A 14,657-nucleotide genomic window follows, 5' to 3' on the forward strand; every position below is an offset into this window, starting at 1 on the left:
TAATGTTGTTTAAATATAACCCCCACAACACCGCTTAAACTTCTCTCCAGACCCGCAAATACACGGTTGTTTTTGCGTCACCGTCATCGCAACCGTGGGATCTAAAAAATACCAACGCGCATCATGACTAGTTTTGTCTTTTACTTTTACAAAGGTAGATAACTCATGATGTGCCTGTATTTTTTCTGCTAAACCACTTGTTGTTTCCTCAGGACTTTTAAAATATGCCTTAAACTCAACTTGTGCATGTCTTTTACCAAGCTTTGGCGTGTGCGCTACGATTTCTAATCCTGCCCAGTCCGTCTCTTTAGCCCAACTCTCAATCGCGTCAAAGTCAAGCAAGCCTTGCTGCGCAGGCACTGTGGTCTTGACGATATACTCTGGTTTTATGAGCACAAAGGCACTATAGCGCGACCGCATAAGCCGTTCGGCTGTCACCGCTTTTATACCATCTGCTTTATCAACCTCATCATTATAAAAAGCATCATGATAGGGCTGACAGCAGTCTTGATAGGAAAGAGCCGCGTTTGCCGTCTCTGCTGTTGGATTGATTTGGCAAGGGCAAGTATCTGGGTAAGGTTGCATATTTGACTCTAATATTCGTCTGGGTTTATTCGTTTATGCTTAATGGTCTTATGATAACTTTATTGCAGCATGCTTTTTATTAACTCTGGCAATATACCAACTTTGAGCTGCGCCCATGCAGAAGGGTCGCTCAGTCGTGACCAAAACATCTCAAAAGGCGGGGCAACATATACCAGTAGTGCAAGAATAGTATATAAGAGCAGGTACCACCATTTGTCTTTTGGCTGATAAAACTTCATTGCCGTGCCCGATGAGCGCTTCATTTTCATATTGGACAAATTGACGCTATACAGCTCGTCTAATGATAAATGTACCATCGCACCACCAAATAAAAACAGACCATAAAACCAACTGGTCGTCAGCGGTAGATGCAGACCATAATAGCTTAGACAGGTTAACCCCAGTCCAAGTATCGCCATATAAGGCACAGAGTGGATAACGCCGCGATGCACCGTCATAGTAGTAAAGATATGAAAGATCACATAACGCATAAAACCATAACCCGCCAGCCATAATGCGATCAATGCCAGCAAGCTCAAATCACTGCGCCAATGCATGACCAAGCCAAAGGCAAAGACAAACGAGGTAATATTAAAACCTAGCTTGATCGGTGTTGAGTTATCCGAATCCAAATCTGGTAGCAATCCACCGATGGTACCAAGCGCCACGCATACTAAAAACCCTGAATCATCAATCAATCCTGCTTTATAAACCGTCAAACTCAGGGTGCCACTCACCATAAAAGCGACATTTAAGTGGGTATTAAAATTTGCCATAAAACTCATTCATCCATAGCGCTCAAAAAGTCCTTTCGAGCGGTGCATCTAGCTGTAAAAAAGCGCACCATGATACCATAGACCGTCCATACGTCTAACAGAGATAGCCTGTAAGAGAGAGCTTCTATGCCTGCCAATGATTTACCCGCCAAACTTGATTCTGATACCTGTACCGACCACTCGCCTGTTATAGAAGGCAAGCTTGATAACAGCTTTGCTGAGATTGATTGGCAAGCACCATGGTTGTCACACATTATTCAACTACATTACCTCAGCAACAGCATTGAGCGCCTCAGTAGGCCAAGTCAGCAGAATAGCTTAAGTGAATCGGGTAGTTTAGATGAGCAGCATATAAATGCTTCTGACATCAAGACGCCTGACACGATTGCCAAGGTCTTAAAGACGGCGATGATGCAACAGGCTGATCATTTAGAGCAGCCATTACCGCAGACCAAACCTACCCATAACCAAACGCCTCAAACGCTACAATTTGTCTCTCAAACTGCATTGCCTGAGGGGGAGGCTTACGAGCATTTCATCGGTATAACTGGCAACATTCCGACGCGTGATAACTTGCATGACTTATTTAACGGCAGTATCTGGCTGACGTTTCCCAAGACCAAAGCGGTGCTGAATTATTACCACATGCTGGAAATCGCCAAACAAGGCATCAGTGAGCGCCGAGGGCGTGTGCGCGACACTATTACGGTGTTTGATGAAAATGGGGCAGTACTGGTCACGGCAGATCCTAATATTGGTAAGGCATTGATTGATTTTGACTGGCAGGCAAGTTTGGTGACGCCCCGTGCTAAATGGGATGATCCAGTACAGCCGGAGAGCAGTGCTCAGGCTGCCGTCTATATCTTTGGGCATGCTCTGCTTGAGCAGTTGGTACACCCACGCAAACCCTTATGCGCGCACAGCATTGTCATTCAGGTTTCACAAGTATTTTTTACCCTATCATTAGCTGAGCGTATGAGTTATTTGGATGACAAAGTTGCCGAATACATGGACACATTATTATCAAAAGATGACGTGACACCACGCCAACTTGCGCCATTACCGATCTTAGGCGTGCCGCATTTTTGGGCAGAAAATACCGATACTGACTTTTATGAAGACAGCTATGTATTTCGCAGTGGACGTCGTCAGAAAAATAAAAAATAAAGAGGAATGAGTCACTTAAGATTGGTTAGCCAAACCTTTGTTACGTTTACGATTGTGCCACGATTTGACAACGTCCAGACGTTAACAAAGCCTTGTATGTTTGTTATGGTAAAAGAACGTTTCTGTTAAACAGGAAAGAGATGGTTATCTCTTTTGTTAACACAGAGTCACATCAGACAGTGTTATTAAACTGCTCTGCTGATTAAAGATATATCGATCATCTATTGAGCCACCCGTTATACATAAACTTATAATAATTTATGTCTAGGATCTATAACAACGATAAGGAAGCTATCATGAGTGATATTTTTAATGTAAAAGACACCCTTTCAGTTGCTGGCAAGGAACATGCCTACTACAGCCTGCCCAAACTTACCGAAACTTATGAGCATATCAAGACACTACCATTTTGTATGAAGGTCGTGTTAGAGAATCTATTGCGTAACGAAGACGGTGGCCAGTCAGTCGGCAAGAACCATATCGAAGCGGTTGCCAATTGGGATGCAGGCGCCGAGGCGTCAAAAGAAATCGCCTTTATGCCAGCGCGTGTGGTATTGCAGGATTTCACTGGTGTGCCTTCAGTCGTTGATTTGGCAGCGATGCGTGATGCAGTGGTCGAGCTTGGCGGCAAAGCGGAGCAGATTAACCCATTTATCCCTAGTGAGCTGGTCGTCGATCATTCTGTACAGGTCGATGCTTATGGCCGCGAAGACGCGCTCGATTTGAACGAAAAGATTGAATTCAAACGCAACAATGAGCGCTATGAGTTTTTGCATTGGGGCAAGCAAGCCTTTGAAAACTTCGTTGTCGTACCACCAGCGACGGGTATTGTGCATCAGGTCAACCTTGAGTATCTAGCGCGCGTCGTGATGGCAGCAGATGTTGATGGCGAGCTGATGGCATATCCAGATACGGTATTTGGCACCGACAGTCATACCACGATGATCAATGGTATTGGCGTGCTTGGTTGGGGCGTGGGCGGTATTGAAGCGGAAGCGGCGATGCTCGGTCAACCGTCCTCGATGCTGATTCCGCAAGTGGTCGGTTTTGAGTTAAAAGGTAAGCTAACCGAAGGCGTCACGGCAACCGATTTGGTACTACGTGTGGTTGAAATGCTACGTGCACATGGTGTGGTTGGTAAGTTCGTCGAGTTTTATGGCGAAGGCTTACACAGTATGCCGCTTGCAGATCGTGCCACCATTGCCAATATGTCTCCAGAGTATGGCGCAACTTGTGGTATTTTCCCAATCGATCAAATGGCGATTGATTATCTGCGTCTATCAGGCCGTGAGGAAGCGCAGATTGAACTGGTCGAAAAATATGCTAAAGCGCAAGGTCTATGGCACGATGCCGATACCCCAGCGGCGACTTATTCGAGCAAGCTAGAACTAGATTTATCGTCAGTACAACCAGCCCTTGCTGGTCCGAACTTGCCACAGCAGCGTATTAATTTGTCTGATATGCATGAGAAGTTTGGCGAAACGCTAGAAAAAATGACCAAAGATCGCAAGTCAGAAGTCGAAGGCAAAGTACGCTTTGACCAAGAAGGCGGCGAGCAAGAGCAAGCGGAACACTTGGCGGCTGAGCCGAATATCGACGTTGATACCGAAACTGACGATAGTAAAGGTTACCAGCCAGCTAATAATGTGTTCTCAAGCGTTAATATTGACGACAAAGAGCACAAACTGCGTGACGGTTCAGTCGTGATTGCTGCCATTACTTCTTGTACCAATACCTCAAACCCAGCCGTTATGATTGGTGCCGGTCTAGTTGCCAAAAAAGCCGCTGCTAAAGGCCTAAAAGCTAAGCCATGGGTCAAAACCTCACTGGCACCGGGTTCTAAAGTCGTTACTGATTATTTAGAAAAAACCCATCTGATGGATGAGCTAGAAAAAACAGGCTTCTATCTAGTAGGGTATGGGTGTACAACGTGTATTGGTAACTCAGGCCCATTGTCAGAAGAGATCGAAAAAGGAATTGAAGAAAACGACTTAGTCGCGGCGGCGGTACTGTCTGGTAACCGTAACTTTGAAGGTCGTATTCACTCACACGTGAAAGCCAGTTACTTGGCATCACCACCGCTAGTTGTTGCCTACGCGCTTGCAGGTACGGTCGATATTGATATGACGACCCATCCGCTAGGCCAAGACCAAGACGGTAATGATGTATTCTTAAAAGATATCTGGCCAACTTCAGAAGAAATTAACGAGTTGATTGCCAATAACATCGATGCTGATATGTTCCGTAAAAACTACGGCGAAGTGTTCGACGGTAGTGCCGCATGGAACGCCATTAGCTCAGCGGATAGCCAGCTGTATCCGTGGGATGAAGGATCGACGTATATCAAAAACCCGCCGTTCTTCGATGATATGACTATGGATCCAGAAGGCATCCCTGATATCGAAGGCGCACGTATTTTGGGTCTATTTGGTGACTCAATTACGACCGATCATATCTCACCAGCAGGTAATATCGACCCAGACTCACCAGCAGGCAAGTACTTGCAAGAGCGCGGTGTGATGGAAGCAGACTTTAACAGCTATGGTTCACGTCGTGGTAACGATGCAGTCATGACCCGTGGTACTTTTGCCAATATCCGTATCAAAAATACCATGATGGGTGGCAAAGAGGGCGGCTATACCTATTACTTCAAAGATGACAGCGCTACGCTACAAGATGGCGAAGAAATGCCCATCTATAACGCAGCGATGAAGTATAAAGAAGATAAGCGTCCGCTCGTCGTACTTGGTGGGTCAGAGTATGGTTCAGGCTCTAGCCGTGACTGGGCAGCCAAAGGTACGATCTTGCTCGGCGTAAAAGCGGTATTGACCAGCTCATTTGAGCGTATTCACCGCTCAAACCTCGTCGGTATGGGCGTGTTGCCATTGACGTTTAAAGACGGTCAAAATGCAGAGACATACAAACTAGATGGCTCTGAAGTACTGAGCATCACAGGTCTGGACAATGGCGAAAGTAAAACCGCCACCGTTACGGCTACCCGTGCTGATGGATCGAGCGAGAGCTTTGAGGTCAATGTCGGTCTACAAACGCCAAAAGAGCGCGAATATGTGCGTCATGGTGGCGTGTTGCACTATGTGCTACGTCAGTTGGCTGCTGAGAGTAAAGAAGCAGGCTAGTGTTTAATTAGGTTTAATATAAAAAGGCCCAGTCGTCACGACTGGGCTTTTTTATGCATTATTTTTGAATGATTTTTTAAGTTGAGAAAGCTTATTCTGCCATAATTTTTTCCCACCTATACTGGCAGTAACCGCATTTACCTTCATTGTATTGATCTTCTAAACTAAGACAGGTTCCACACATCTCACATTCGTTATATTCCATTTCATAATTACAAGCTACACAACAATCTTCTTCATAGATGAAAGTGTTTTTCCAACATTCATGGCATGCGCCATACGGAGACTCATCACCATTCATTGCATTCATAAAGGCTTCTCCAGCCAAAGAGTCTTCAATGCATTGTTCAAGTACATCGTAAAAGCTAAAGTCCTCCCCACATGATTTACAATGTAAGTCAATCATTGGGTAAACATCTTCAGCATGTGGGGCTTGTATTAATGAAGAGTGACACTGTTCACAACGAAGGTTTTTAAGAGCTATTTCAACTGAATGGTATTTCCAATCAACTGCATCAAGACTTGCTTTGCAAGCATTTTCTTCTGCCGAGTAAACATCATTTATCTCGAGTAAAGCTTTCCAGCAATCATCGCCCAGAATCTCCTGAGGATCTTCCTGCAAATGCTCTGATAGAAAGTCTCTAATCAGCAAAAAGGACTTGGCTATAATCTCTCTGATAGCATCGGGAGACTTAGACGTGTAGTAATGTTCTAAATCATTTCTTAGTCTACTGATTTCATCAAATCTGTCCCAATCTACTGTTGTAATGTTTAAACTTTTGAATCTTTGTTTTATGGACTGAACATCAACTGTCTTAGTACCTTTTCCTTCAAAAGTTATTTCACCTTTCGCATTCTGCACAGGCACAATATTCTGCTTTATCAATAGCTCTTTATTATCATGTGGAGATAATCGACAAAGCTTTTCCTTGTACAATAATAAAATTCCAGCTGCGATATTTCTCATGGCAGAAACACTACGTCTATTGTCATCACTTTCAAAATCCTCAACCCCAATTTGGATTGAATCTATTGCATTTTGAATAATGCTCATTATTTCTCCTAGGGCTTGATATTTACTGAGTTTTTTCATACACAACTAGTTATTGTGAAATAGTCATGATTTGAAAAGCTTCTTTTAAGATATATGAAAATAGCCCATTAAGATAGCGGCCTTATTCATGTCTAGTCAGCTCTTCTCAGTTAATAACTTAATCCCTAGCCCCACAAACACCATACCACTGATTCTATTGAGCGTTGTTTCAATAGAGGGATTTTCCCGCAAGCGTGTACTAAACCGCGCAGCCAACATCGCCAAACATAAGCACCATATAAAGCCTGTAGTGGCAAAAGTCAGTCCTAATATCAGAAATGACAGCATGCCATAATCATAACTAGCGTCGATAAACTGAGGGAAGAACGCCAAGAAGAAAAAGGCTACCTTTGGGTTAAATAGATTGGTCAACACGCCTTGCTGATAGATTTTCCAGCCGTCTACAGCCTTTTGGCTAGTCACGTCCTGAGCTTTGGACAAACTGTTTGCGATTGAGTTCGAGTTTTTGCTCGTCAGCATCTTAAAGCCTAAATAACACAAGTAAGCCGCACCAATATATTTCACGAGCATAAATGCCGTAGGGGAGTTGGCAAGTAATACGGACAATCCTAGCGCTGCCAATAACGTATGCACCAAAATACCCGAGGTAATGCCTAACACAGAATAAACCCCTGCAGCTTGTCCTTGCGACACACTGCGGGTGATGATATACATACTATCGGTGCCGGGCGTGAGGTTTAATAAAACAGCGGCTAAGACAAACCCTAGGTAATTCTCAATACCAAACATAGCTAATCTCTTCCTTTAATAGCACCAAAAATTCATACATCGTAGGGAATTTTTATATTGTATAAAATGATGATGAGATAGATAGTAGCGAGCATTAGATAGGTTGGCAATAGCGCGGATAGCTATGAAAAGAACTGCGTTAAGACATATTGGAGAAATGATAGACGTAAAAAAGCCCAGTCACCGTATGATGACTGGGCTTTTTTAGTGTTCGCTTATTAGTCTGATCTAATGCTAAGCAAAAGTGCTAATAAGTGACGCCGAATAGTGGCGTCCCCAGGGGGATTCGAACCCCCGTTACCGCCGTGAAAGGGCGGTGTCCTAGGCCTCTAGACGATGGGGACGCATAGAGTGTTATAACCAGTGGTTACAACGGTACTTCACAATATCAGATAGCTTAGTAAATAAGCGTTGCCTAGGTGCTGATATCGTCCTACTAGCGAGTATTTATGATTACGTTTCAGTAATACTGAGCGTTGCTATAAATAAGTATGGTGGAGCTAAACGGAGTCGAACCGTTGACCCCTTGCATGCCATGCAAGTGCTCTACCAACTGAGCTATAGCCCCTCGCTAAGAGTGTGCGTATTTTATGTAAGAGCGGCAGTCTTGTCAACCACTATTTTAAAAATAATTCATAAATATGCAAAAAAAAGTGATTTATCCTATTTTAAAGGCCCAAGAAGCCCAAATTAGCGTGGATTTTGCTTAAGCGCGATCTCTTTGATGGCTTTATCGGTATAAAACTCTGCTTCGCTACCATCAGAAAAAATAATTGCACAGCACTCCGTTGGTACATATTGACCGCCTTTTTCTCGGATCGTTCTGATACTTTTGACGCCAATGATGTCATATTTGCCCAATTTATCTAGATTATGCTTGGTATAACCGCAATAAGTACTGTATATCCATTTTAAATCTTCAAAATCCTGACCTGTGGTTAGGGTAAGGTTTGCCTCAAAAAGCTCCTTTATGATGGCATCGTAGTATTTTTGAGCTTCTTTTAATGTGTTAAAGACATAATCTTTGCTTTCTATTGTGACGGTTTTGGTGGCCATGTTTATTTCCAATTGAAATATTGAATAAGAGGTTTTTATATTCTGAGAGTAGTAGTACTTATTAACAACGAAAAAAGGGTCAGAGATGGCCTGACCCTTTTACATTCGACAAGTTTAGCCAACTGACTATTCAGCAGATAAGTTATTCAGCTTCTAAACTACTCAGCAGCAGCCAAAAAATCTGGCAGTTCTGCCGCTTGTTTCTCAAGTTTTTTCAATTTCTTTTTACCGAGGCCACCTAATACATCAACGGCGTGACGCAAGCGCGTCAAGGTCATATCAGCGCCAATAATCGCCATAGAGTTCATGACGGGCGTCGATGAGGTGCTACCAGCGATAGCAATAAAGAATGGTGCCATGAAGTCGCGCATCTTAATATCAAGGTGAGCGGCTAGGCCTTTTAGCGTGGCGTAGATATTTTCTTCTGACCACGTTGGCAAGACTTCTAATTGCCAAAGCGCTAATTGCAGTATCTCGATAATTTGCTCAGGGGTGAGCGATTTATGAGTGAAGCTTTCAGCATTGATGTCAGGTAGGTTTTGGAAGTAGAAACCACCCCAATTAACCGCATCAGACAATAGCTCGATACGTGGCTGAATCGCGGCTGCAATAGCAGTCAGTTTGTCACTGTTGCTGGCCCATTCAAGGATTTTATTTTTTAGCTCTTCAGGGGTGAGCGCGCGTAGCCACTCGCTATTGACCCAGTTGAGTTTTTCGATATCAAAAATCGGGCCGCCAAGCGACACACGTTGGATATCAAAGCTGGCAATCATCTCATCTAAGGTAAATTTCTCAGCATCATTGGGCATGGAGTAACCCATACGACCGAGATAGTTGAGCAACGCTTCAGGCAATACGCCTGCATCACGATAGTAGGTGATAGACGTTGGGTTTTTGCGCTTAGACAGTTTTGATTTATCTGGGTTACGCAGTAGTGGCATATGGCAAAGCGTTGGCATTTCCCAACCAAAATAATCATATAGCAGTTGATGCTTAGGCGCAGAGTTGAGCCACTCTTCACCGCGCATCACATGAGTGATTTCCATCAAATGGTCATCGACGACATTGGCGAGATGGTAGGTTGGCATGCCGTCCGTTTTTAGCAGTACTTGCATGTCGACTTGGGTCCAAGGGAACTCAACCGTACCTCGTAGCATGTCTTGTACCTGACAAGTGCCTTCGGTCGGCACGCGCATACGAATCACGTGTGGTTTGCCCTCGCTTACTAATTGCTCGGTTTTTTCTGGAGCAAGATGTGCGCAGCGACCGTCGTAACGAGGGGTTTCGCCATTGGCCATTTGCTCAGCACGCATAGTATCTAATTCTTCAGGGGTACAAAAGCAGCGGAACGCATGGTCTTTTTCTATGAGTATCTCGGCGTGCTTTTTGTAGATGTCGCTACGCTCGCTTTGACGATAAGGGGCGTGTGGGCCGCCAATATCTGGACCTTCGCTCCAGTCTAGGCCAACCCAGTGCAAGGCATCCAAAATCATTTGCTCTGATTGCTCAGTCGAGCGCGTCTGGTCGGTATCTTCGATACGTAAGATAAATTCGCCGCCGTGCGCTTTGGCGAAAGCCAAATTGAATAGGGCGATATAAGCAGTGCCTACGTGCGGGAAGCCAGTTGGTGATGGGGCGATACGCGTGCGTACAGGGCGCTTGCTGTCAGTAGAGGTGTGCATGATAAAAGTCTCAAAGTTTACTATCGATATAGGCTATTAGTATAAATAGCGATGAAAGATATGAAGTCGATGTGAAGAAATAGCGTAAAATATAGCGCTAGTATAACAGAGACATGTGATATTTTTAATGAAAAGCCCTTCTAGTGCTTGACTAGCCGTGTATCCTTGCGATAATAATGCTAGGCAAGTCATAACTTGTTTATTTTCATCCAATTACTGGCCAGTATGGTCGTCATCTATTGAGTTGTTTGTGTCCCTATCAAAGTCTACGTCAAAATCGAAAGCCAGTCTTGCTCCCACTGACCGCACTGAATCAGCGCCCAGTCCATTCTCTAGTGAGGATGTCACCATGCAAGATGAACCCATAAACCTGACTCAATCCGATACTGAGCGTGATATCACGTCTGATGAATTAATTTTTGTCCATGATGCGGTACTGCTAGAGGAGACCGTCGCTGCCGTGCTAGGGGTAAAATCCCTACCCAAGCAAAAAGACGGCGACCAAAATGGCTTAAATATAAGCGGCATCTACGTTGATGCGACCTTTGGTCGTGGTGGTCATAGCCAGCTGCTATTGAGCCAGCTTGCCGATGACGCCACATTGATTGTCTTTGATAAAGATCCGACCGCGATTAGCGTAGCGAAAGCGCTAGCAGAGACAGATAGCCGTGTGCACGTGGTTCATGACAGCTTTGCAACGTTGACTGATAGTTTGGCTGCTATGGGTATTAGTGAAGTGGATGGCTTGATGGCGGATTTGGGTATTTCATCACCGCAGATTGATGATGGTAGCCGTGGTTTTAGTTTTATGCGCGACGGGGCAGTGGACATGCGCATGGATACAAGCCGTGGCCAGTCAGTTGCCGAATGGCTTGAGCAGGTTGACGATGAAACCTTAGCCAATGTGCTTTATGAGTTTGGTGAAGAGCGTCATAGTCGCCGTATTGCGCGCGCTATCAAACAGATGGACAGCTATGAGTCTACGCTTGAGCTGGCAGAGGTGATCAAAGTGGCGCATCCCAATTGGCAGCGCGGCAAGCACCCAGCCACACAAAGCTTTCAGGCCATGCGTATTTTTATTAATAATGAGCTGGGCGATGTCGACGACTTTTTAGCGCAAAGTATTACTATCTTAAAGTCAGGCGGGCAGCTTGCAGTGATTAGTTTTCATTCATTAGAAGATCGCCGTATCAAGCAGTTTTTGCAGCGTCATAGCAAAGGCCAGTATCCAGAAGATGAAAATCTACCGATGCCGCCCAATCGTCCGCGCTATTTTAGCAAGCCAAAACGCGTTGGCCCAAGCAAAGCTGAAACGAGCCAAAACCCGCGCGCGCGCAGTGCATGGTTGCGTATGGCAACTCGCACCGACACAGAATATCAGCAGACGGCTGCGCCATAAATCATGGATGAAAACACTGAGCAAATCGCATATGATTGCTATTGTTTGTCTGAATGATGCATAAATGTCTTAATCGCTACGCCACTGTTAAAAAGCTGTAAATATTGTCTGTTAGGCTCAGCAAATAATTTTCCGTCATTTATTAGTTGAGAGTGTCTGAGATATCAAGCAATTCAGTCATTCTTTATTCTAAAATAACATGGTTATTTATTCGACCTATTCGACTTTGTAAGACAGCAGGTTTGGTAAGACAGCAGGTTTTGATATGACACATCGCTATAGCGGTAGGCTGTTGCCGCTACAAGGCGGTTATCTTTGGTTTTATTTTTATCAATGGTATGGCTGAGCAATGATGCGTTCATTGCTTGCAGGCCATTATCTACTTTATCGTTTACGTTCACTTTTTGAGATCGTCATGGCAATATCTGACAAACCTGCAAACCGCCGCGCCGCCGCACCCTATAACACCGATATCGGCGAGCTATTCGTGCGTCGGTTCAATGTGGTGAGCATTTATGTGGTCGTATTACTGCTCTTGGCAGCCGCAATCGTATGGAGCGGCATCAAGACTGCCGAAGCTGTTCAGCAATATCATCAGGATTATAAAACCTTGCAAGACATGAAAAAACAAGAGCGTAAGCTGCAAATAGAACATCAGCGTCTATTGATTGAGCAGCAAACCTTTAGTGCCACACCGCAAATTGCCAGTCGTGCAGTGGCGGAATTGGGTATGTACTCACCGACATTGAAGGATAAGCTGATTATTCAGCCTGGTGTCGCCACCGCCTTGGTACCAGTAGTCTCTGATGACGACGACGATGAGTTAGACTTAGATGTGACCGGACCACGAGCCTCTACCGATATCTCCCCTGAAGAACCGGTAGCGGAGGCAGGACAATGAGCGACAAAAAACCTAAATCCACACCAGCAAAAAACACCAGTAAAAAACCAGCCAGTGGCAAGGTGACCAAACCGTTACGCCGTGCAAGCGCTGCCCGATCTGGACAAACGAGTGATAAGGCGGCAGGCAGTCGTAAAGCCAAATTATTTGATCGTATCAAAAAGAGTGACACGAAAGGGACGCATGCCAGTGCCAGAAACCCAAAGAGTAAAAGAGGGTTTTTAGGTAAAGCCTCTGGCGCGTCCTCTCGTGGCGGCTTTGAGCAAGACAAAAACCGTTTTCGTACCGTTTGGGGTTTGGCGCTGGTTATATTGGTGCTCTTGATTGGCCGTGCCTACTATATTCAGGTGGCCAACGCGCAGTTCTATCAAGACAAAGGTAATGAGCTCATTACCAGTGAGCGCACGCAAAAATCCTATCGAGGTATGATTACCGACCGTAATGATTTACCACTTGCGGTTAGTGCGCCGCTCGCGACCGTGTCTTTTAGTCCGCACGACTATGCCAGTGAGTATTACGAGCTTAAGCGCATTATTTTAACCAATCCTAGCAGTCCGCAACTACAAGCACGTATGCAAAAGCGTCTAGATAATATGGATCTGACGACACTTGCTGCTGCTGCCAATATTTCGGTCGATGAACTCAAAAAAGCCACATCAATCGATGACAGTATTGATGTAACTGATGAGGAGGCGGTAAAAGCAGCACTGCCGTCCGGTGCAGGCTCGCATTATTTACCCCTTCTCAATAAAGTCACACCTGAGATTGCACAAAGTGTTAGCTCGCTTGATTTCCCTGGTGTCCATGAGAAAAACTTCTTTCAGCGTTATTATCCGCAGCCGCAATCTAACGCGCAGTTGTTAGGATTTATGGGACAAAACGCCAACGACCCTGAGGGTGGTTATGAAGGACGTGCTGGTATTGAGCGCCAGTATGAAAAAGATTTAGCAGGTGATGATGGCAAAGTGCTTGTTTTAAAAGATGCCAAACAAAACAGCTTAAAAGAGATCAAGCAACTTGAGCCTGAGATACCAGGCAAAGATGTGGCGCTGACGATTGATTCGCGGTTGCAATATTTGCTCTATAAAGAGCTAGAAAAAGCAGGGCGTCTGCAAAAAGCGCGCTGGTCGACGGGTATGATCGTCGATGTACAGACTGGTGAAGTGCTAGCACTATCCACATGGCCATCATTCAACTCAAACAATCTCAATGAGATGACTGGTGAAAACCAGCGTAACCGTGCGCTATTGGATGTGTTTGAACCAGGTTCGGTGATGAAGCCCTTTACCGTTGCCGCCGCTCTAGACTCAGGTAAATATACGCCGACTACTTTAATTGATACCAACCCAGGCTCAATTCGCGTGCGCGGCTATACCATCCGCGATCATAATAACTTGGGCATGATCAACATGGCGACGCTACTACAGAAGTCTAGTAACGTGGCTTCGACTAAGATTGCGTTGTCGCTACCGCCTGATGCCATTACTAATATGCAACGACAGTTTGGCTTTGGTTCAAAAACGCCTTTACAGTTCCCAGGTGAGGGCAGTGGTCTCATTGTGACACCAAAAGAGAAAGAAACCTCACGCCGTGCGACAGTCAGTTATGGTTATGGTTTACAAGTGACATTAGCGCAAGTAGCGCAGGCTTATTCAGCCCTCGCAGCAGGCGGAGTGATGCACCCATTAACTTTGATTAAGAACGACAAACCGCAACCAAGCAAACGCATTATGGCGCGCGAGCAGGCGATGTCTATTGTACAGATGCTTGAGAGCGTGACCGAGGCAGGTGGAACAGCTAAAGCCGCCGCCATTGACGGATACCGTGTGGCAGGCAAGACTGGTACCTCGCGCCGTATCAATCCAGAAGGCGGTTATTATACTGATCAGTATCGTAACGTCTTTGCTGGTATGGCCCCAGCGTCTAATCCAAAGCTTGTGGGCGTCATGCTTATTGAAGATCCGCGCGGTCAGATTTATGCGGGTTTAACGGTCGCACCTGTGTTCCACAACGTGATGAAAGAAGCGTTACGATTATACAATGTGCCTTTGGATAAGCCGCTAAAAACAGAACCACAGTAGGCGTTTAATGATTTTAAGTAGTCAGCTCTT

Annotated in this window: 11 protein-coding genes and 2 tRNA genes; 5 read left to right on the forward strand and 8 right to left on the reverse strand. The window is 45.1% G+C overall.

Annotation, left to right across the window (positions count from 1 at the left end):
- Positions 1-9: 9 nt before the first annotated feature.
- On the reverse strand, positions 10-585 hold the full coding sequence (locus I3255_RS09330) for a YchJ family protein (RefSeq protein ID WP_238038598.1): 576 nt from the start codon (positions 583-585) through the stop codon (positions 10-12).
- 59 nt (positions 586-644) lie between these two features.
- Positions 645-1,361, reverse strand: a complete 717-nt coding sequence (locus I3255_RS09335; protein ID WP_238038599.1) for a metal-dependent hydrolase — start codon at positions 1,359-1,361, stop codon at positions 645-647.
- 126 nt (positions 1,362-1,487) lie between these two features.
- On the opposite strand from I3255_RS09335, the gene I3255_RS09340 reads away from it, so the two are divergent.
- Together I3255_RS09340 and acnA are read left to right on the forward strand one after the other, a co-directional pair.
- Positions 1,488-2,528: a DUF3025 domain-containing protein gene (locus tag I3255_RS09340; RefSeq protein ID WP_238038600.1), complete on the forward strand. Its 1,041-nt coding sequence runs from the start codon at positions 1,488-1,490 to the stop codon at positions 2,526-2,528.
- Between the two features lie 296 nt (positions 2,529-2,824).
- Positions 2,825-5,665 carry an aconitate hydratase AcnA gene (gene acnA, locus I3255_RS09345; RefSeq protein ID WP_238038601.1) on the forward strand — a complete coding sequence of 947 codons (2,841 nt, stop codon included), beginning with the start codon at positions 2,825-2,827 and terminating at the stop codon, positions 5,663-5,665.
- 91 nt (positions 5,666-5,756) lie between these two features.
- On the opposite strand, the gene I3255_RS09350 is transcribed toward acnA, so the two are convergent.
- The 6 genes from I3255_RS09350 to gltX all read right to left on the reverse strand — a co-directional run bounded on the left by I3255_RS09350 (position 5,757) and on the right by gltX (position 10,246).
- Entirely contained in the window at positions 5,757-6,719 is a 963-nt protein-coding gene (locus tag I3255_RS09350) for a hypothetical protein (RefSeq protein ID WP_238038602.1), read from the reverse strand.
- A gap of 135 nt (positions 6,720-6,854) precedes the next feature.
- On the reverse strand, positions 6,855-7,508 hold the full coding sequence (locus tag I3255_RS09355) for a LysE family translocator (protein ID WP_238038603.1): 654 nt from the start codon (positions 7,506-7,508) through the stop codon (positions 6,855-6,857).
- Between the two features lie 268 nt (positions 7,509-7,776).
- Positions 7,777-7,852, reverse strand: a tRNA-Glu gene (locus tag I3255_RS09360).
- Positions 7,853-8,000: 148 nt separating this feature from the next.
- Positions 8,001-8,076, reverse strand: a tRNA-Ala gene (locus tag I3255_RS09365).
- Between the two features lie 122 nt (positions 8,077-8,198).
- Positions 8,199-8,564: a hypothetical protein gene (locus I3255_RS09370; protein WP_238038604.1), complete on the reverse strand. Its 366-nt coding sequence runs from the start codon at positions 8,562-8,564 to the stop codon at positions 8,199-8,201.
- 158 nt (positions 8,565-8,722) lie between these two features.
- Entirely contained in the window at positions 8,723-10,246 is a 1,524-nt protein-coding gene (gene gltX / locus I3255_RS09375) for a glutamate--tRNA ligase (RefSeq protein ID WP_238038605.1), read from the reverse strand.
- 349 nt (positions 10,247-10,595) lie between these two features.
- Between gltX and rsmH the strand changes: the two genes are divergently transcribed.
- From rsmH to I3255_RS09390, 3 genes are all read left to right on the forward strand, one after another.
- Positions 10,596-11,645, forward strand: a complete 1,050-nt coding sequence (gene rsmH, locus I3255_RS09380; RefSeq protein WP_238038684.1) for a 16S rRNA (cytosine(1402)-N(4))-methyltransferase RsmH — start codon at positions 10,596-10,598, stop codon at positions 11,643-11,645.
- Between the two features lie 415 nt (positions 11,646-12,060).
- Positions 12,061-12,546, forward strand: coding sequence for a cell division protein FtsL (locus I3255_RS09385; RefSeq protein WP_238038685.1), 486 nt, complete (start codon positions 12,061-12,063; stop codon positions 12,544-12,546).
- Entirely contained in the window at positions 12,543-14,627 is a 2,085-nt protein-coding gene (locus I3255_RS09390) for a penicillin-binding protein 2 (protein WP_238038606.1), read from the forward strand. The genes I3255_RS09385 and I3255_RS09390 overlap by 4 nt, the downstream gene beginning before the upstream one ends.
- The last annotated feature ends 30 nt before the right edge of the window (positions 14,628-14,657 follow it).

The organism is Psychrobacter sp. Ps6 (assembly GCF_022129235.1).
Classification (GTDB): Bacteria; Pseudomonadota; Gammaproteobacteria; order Pseudomonadales; family Moraxellaceae; genus Psychrobacter.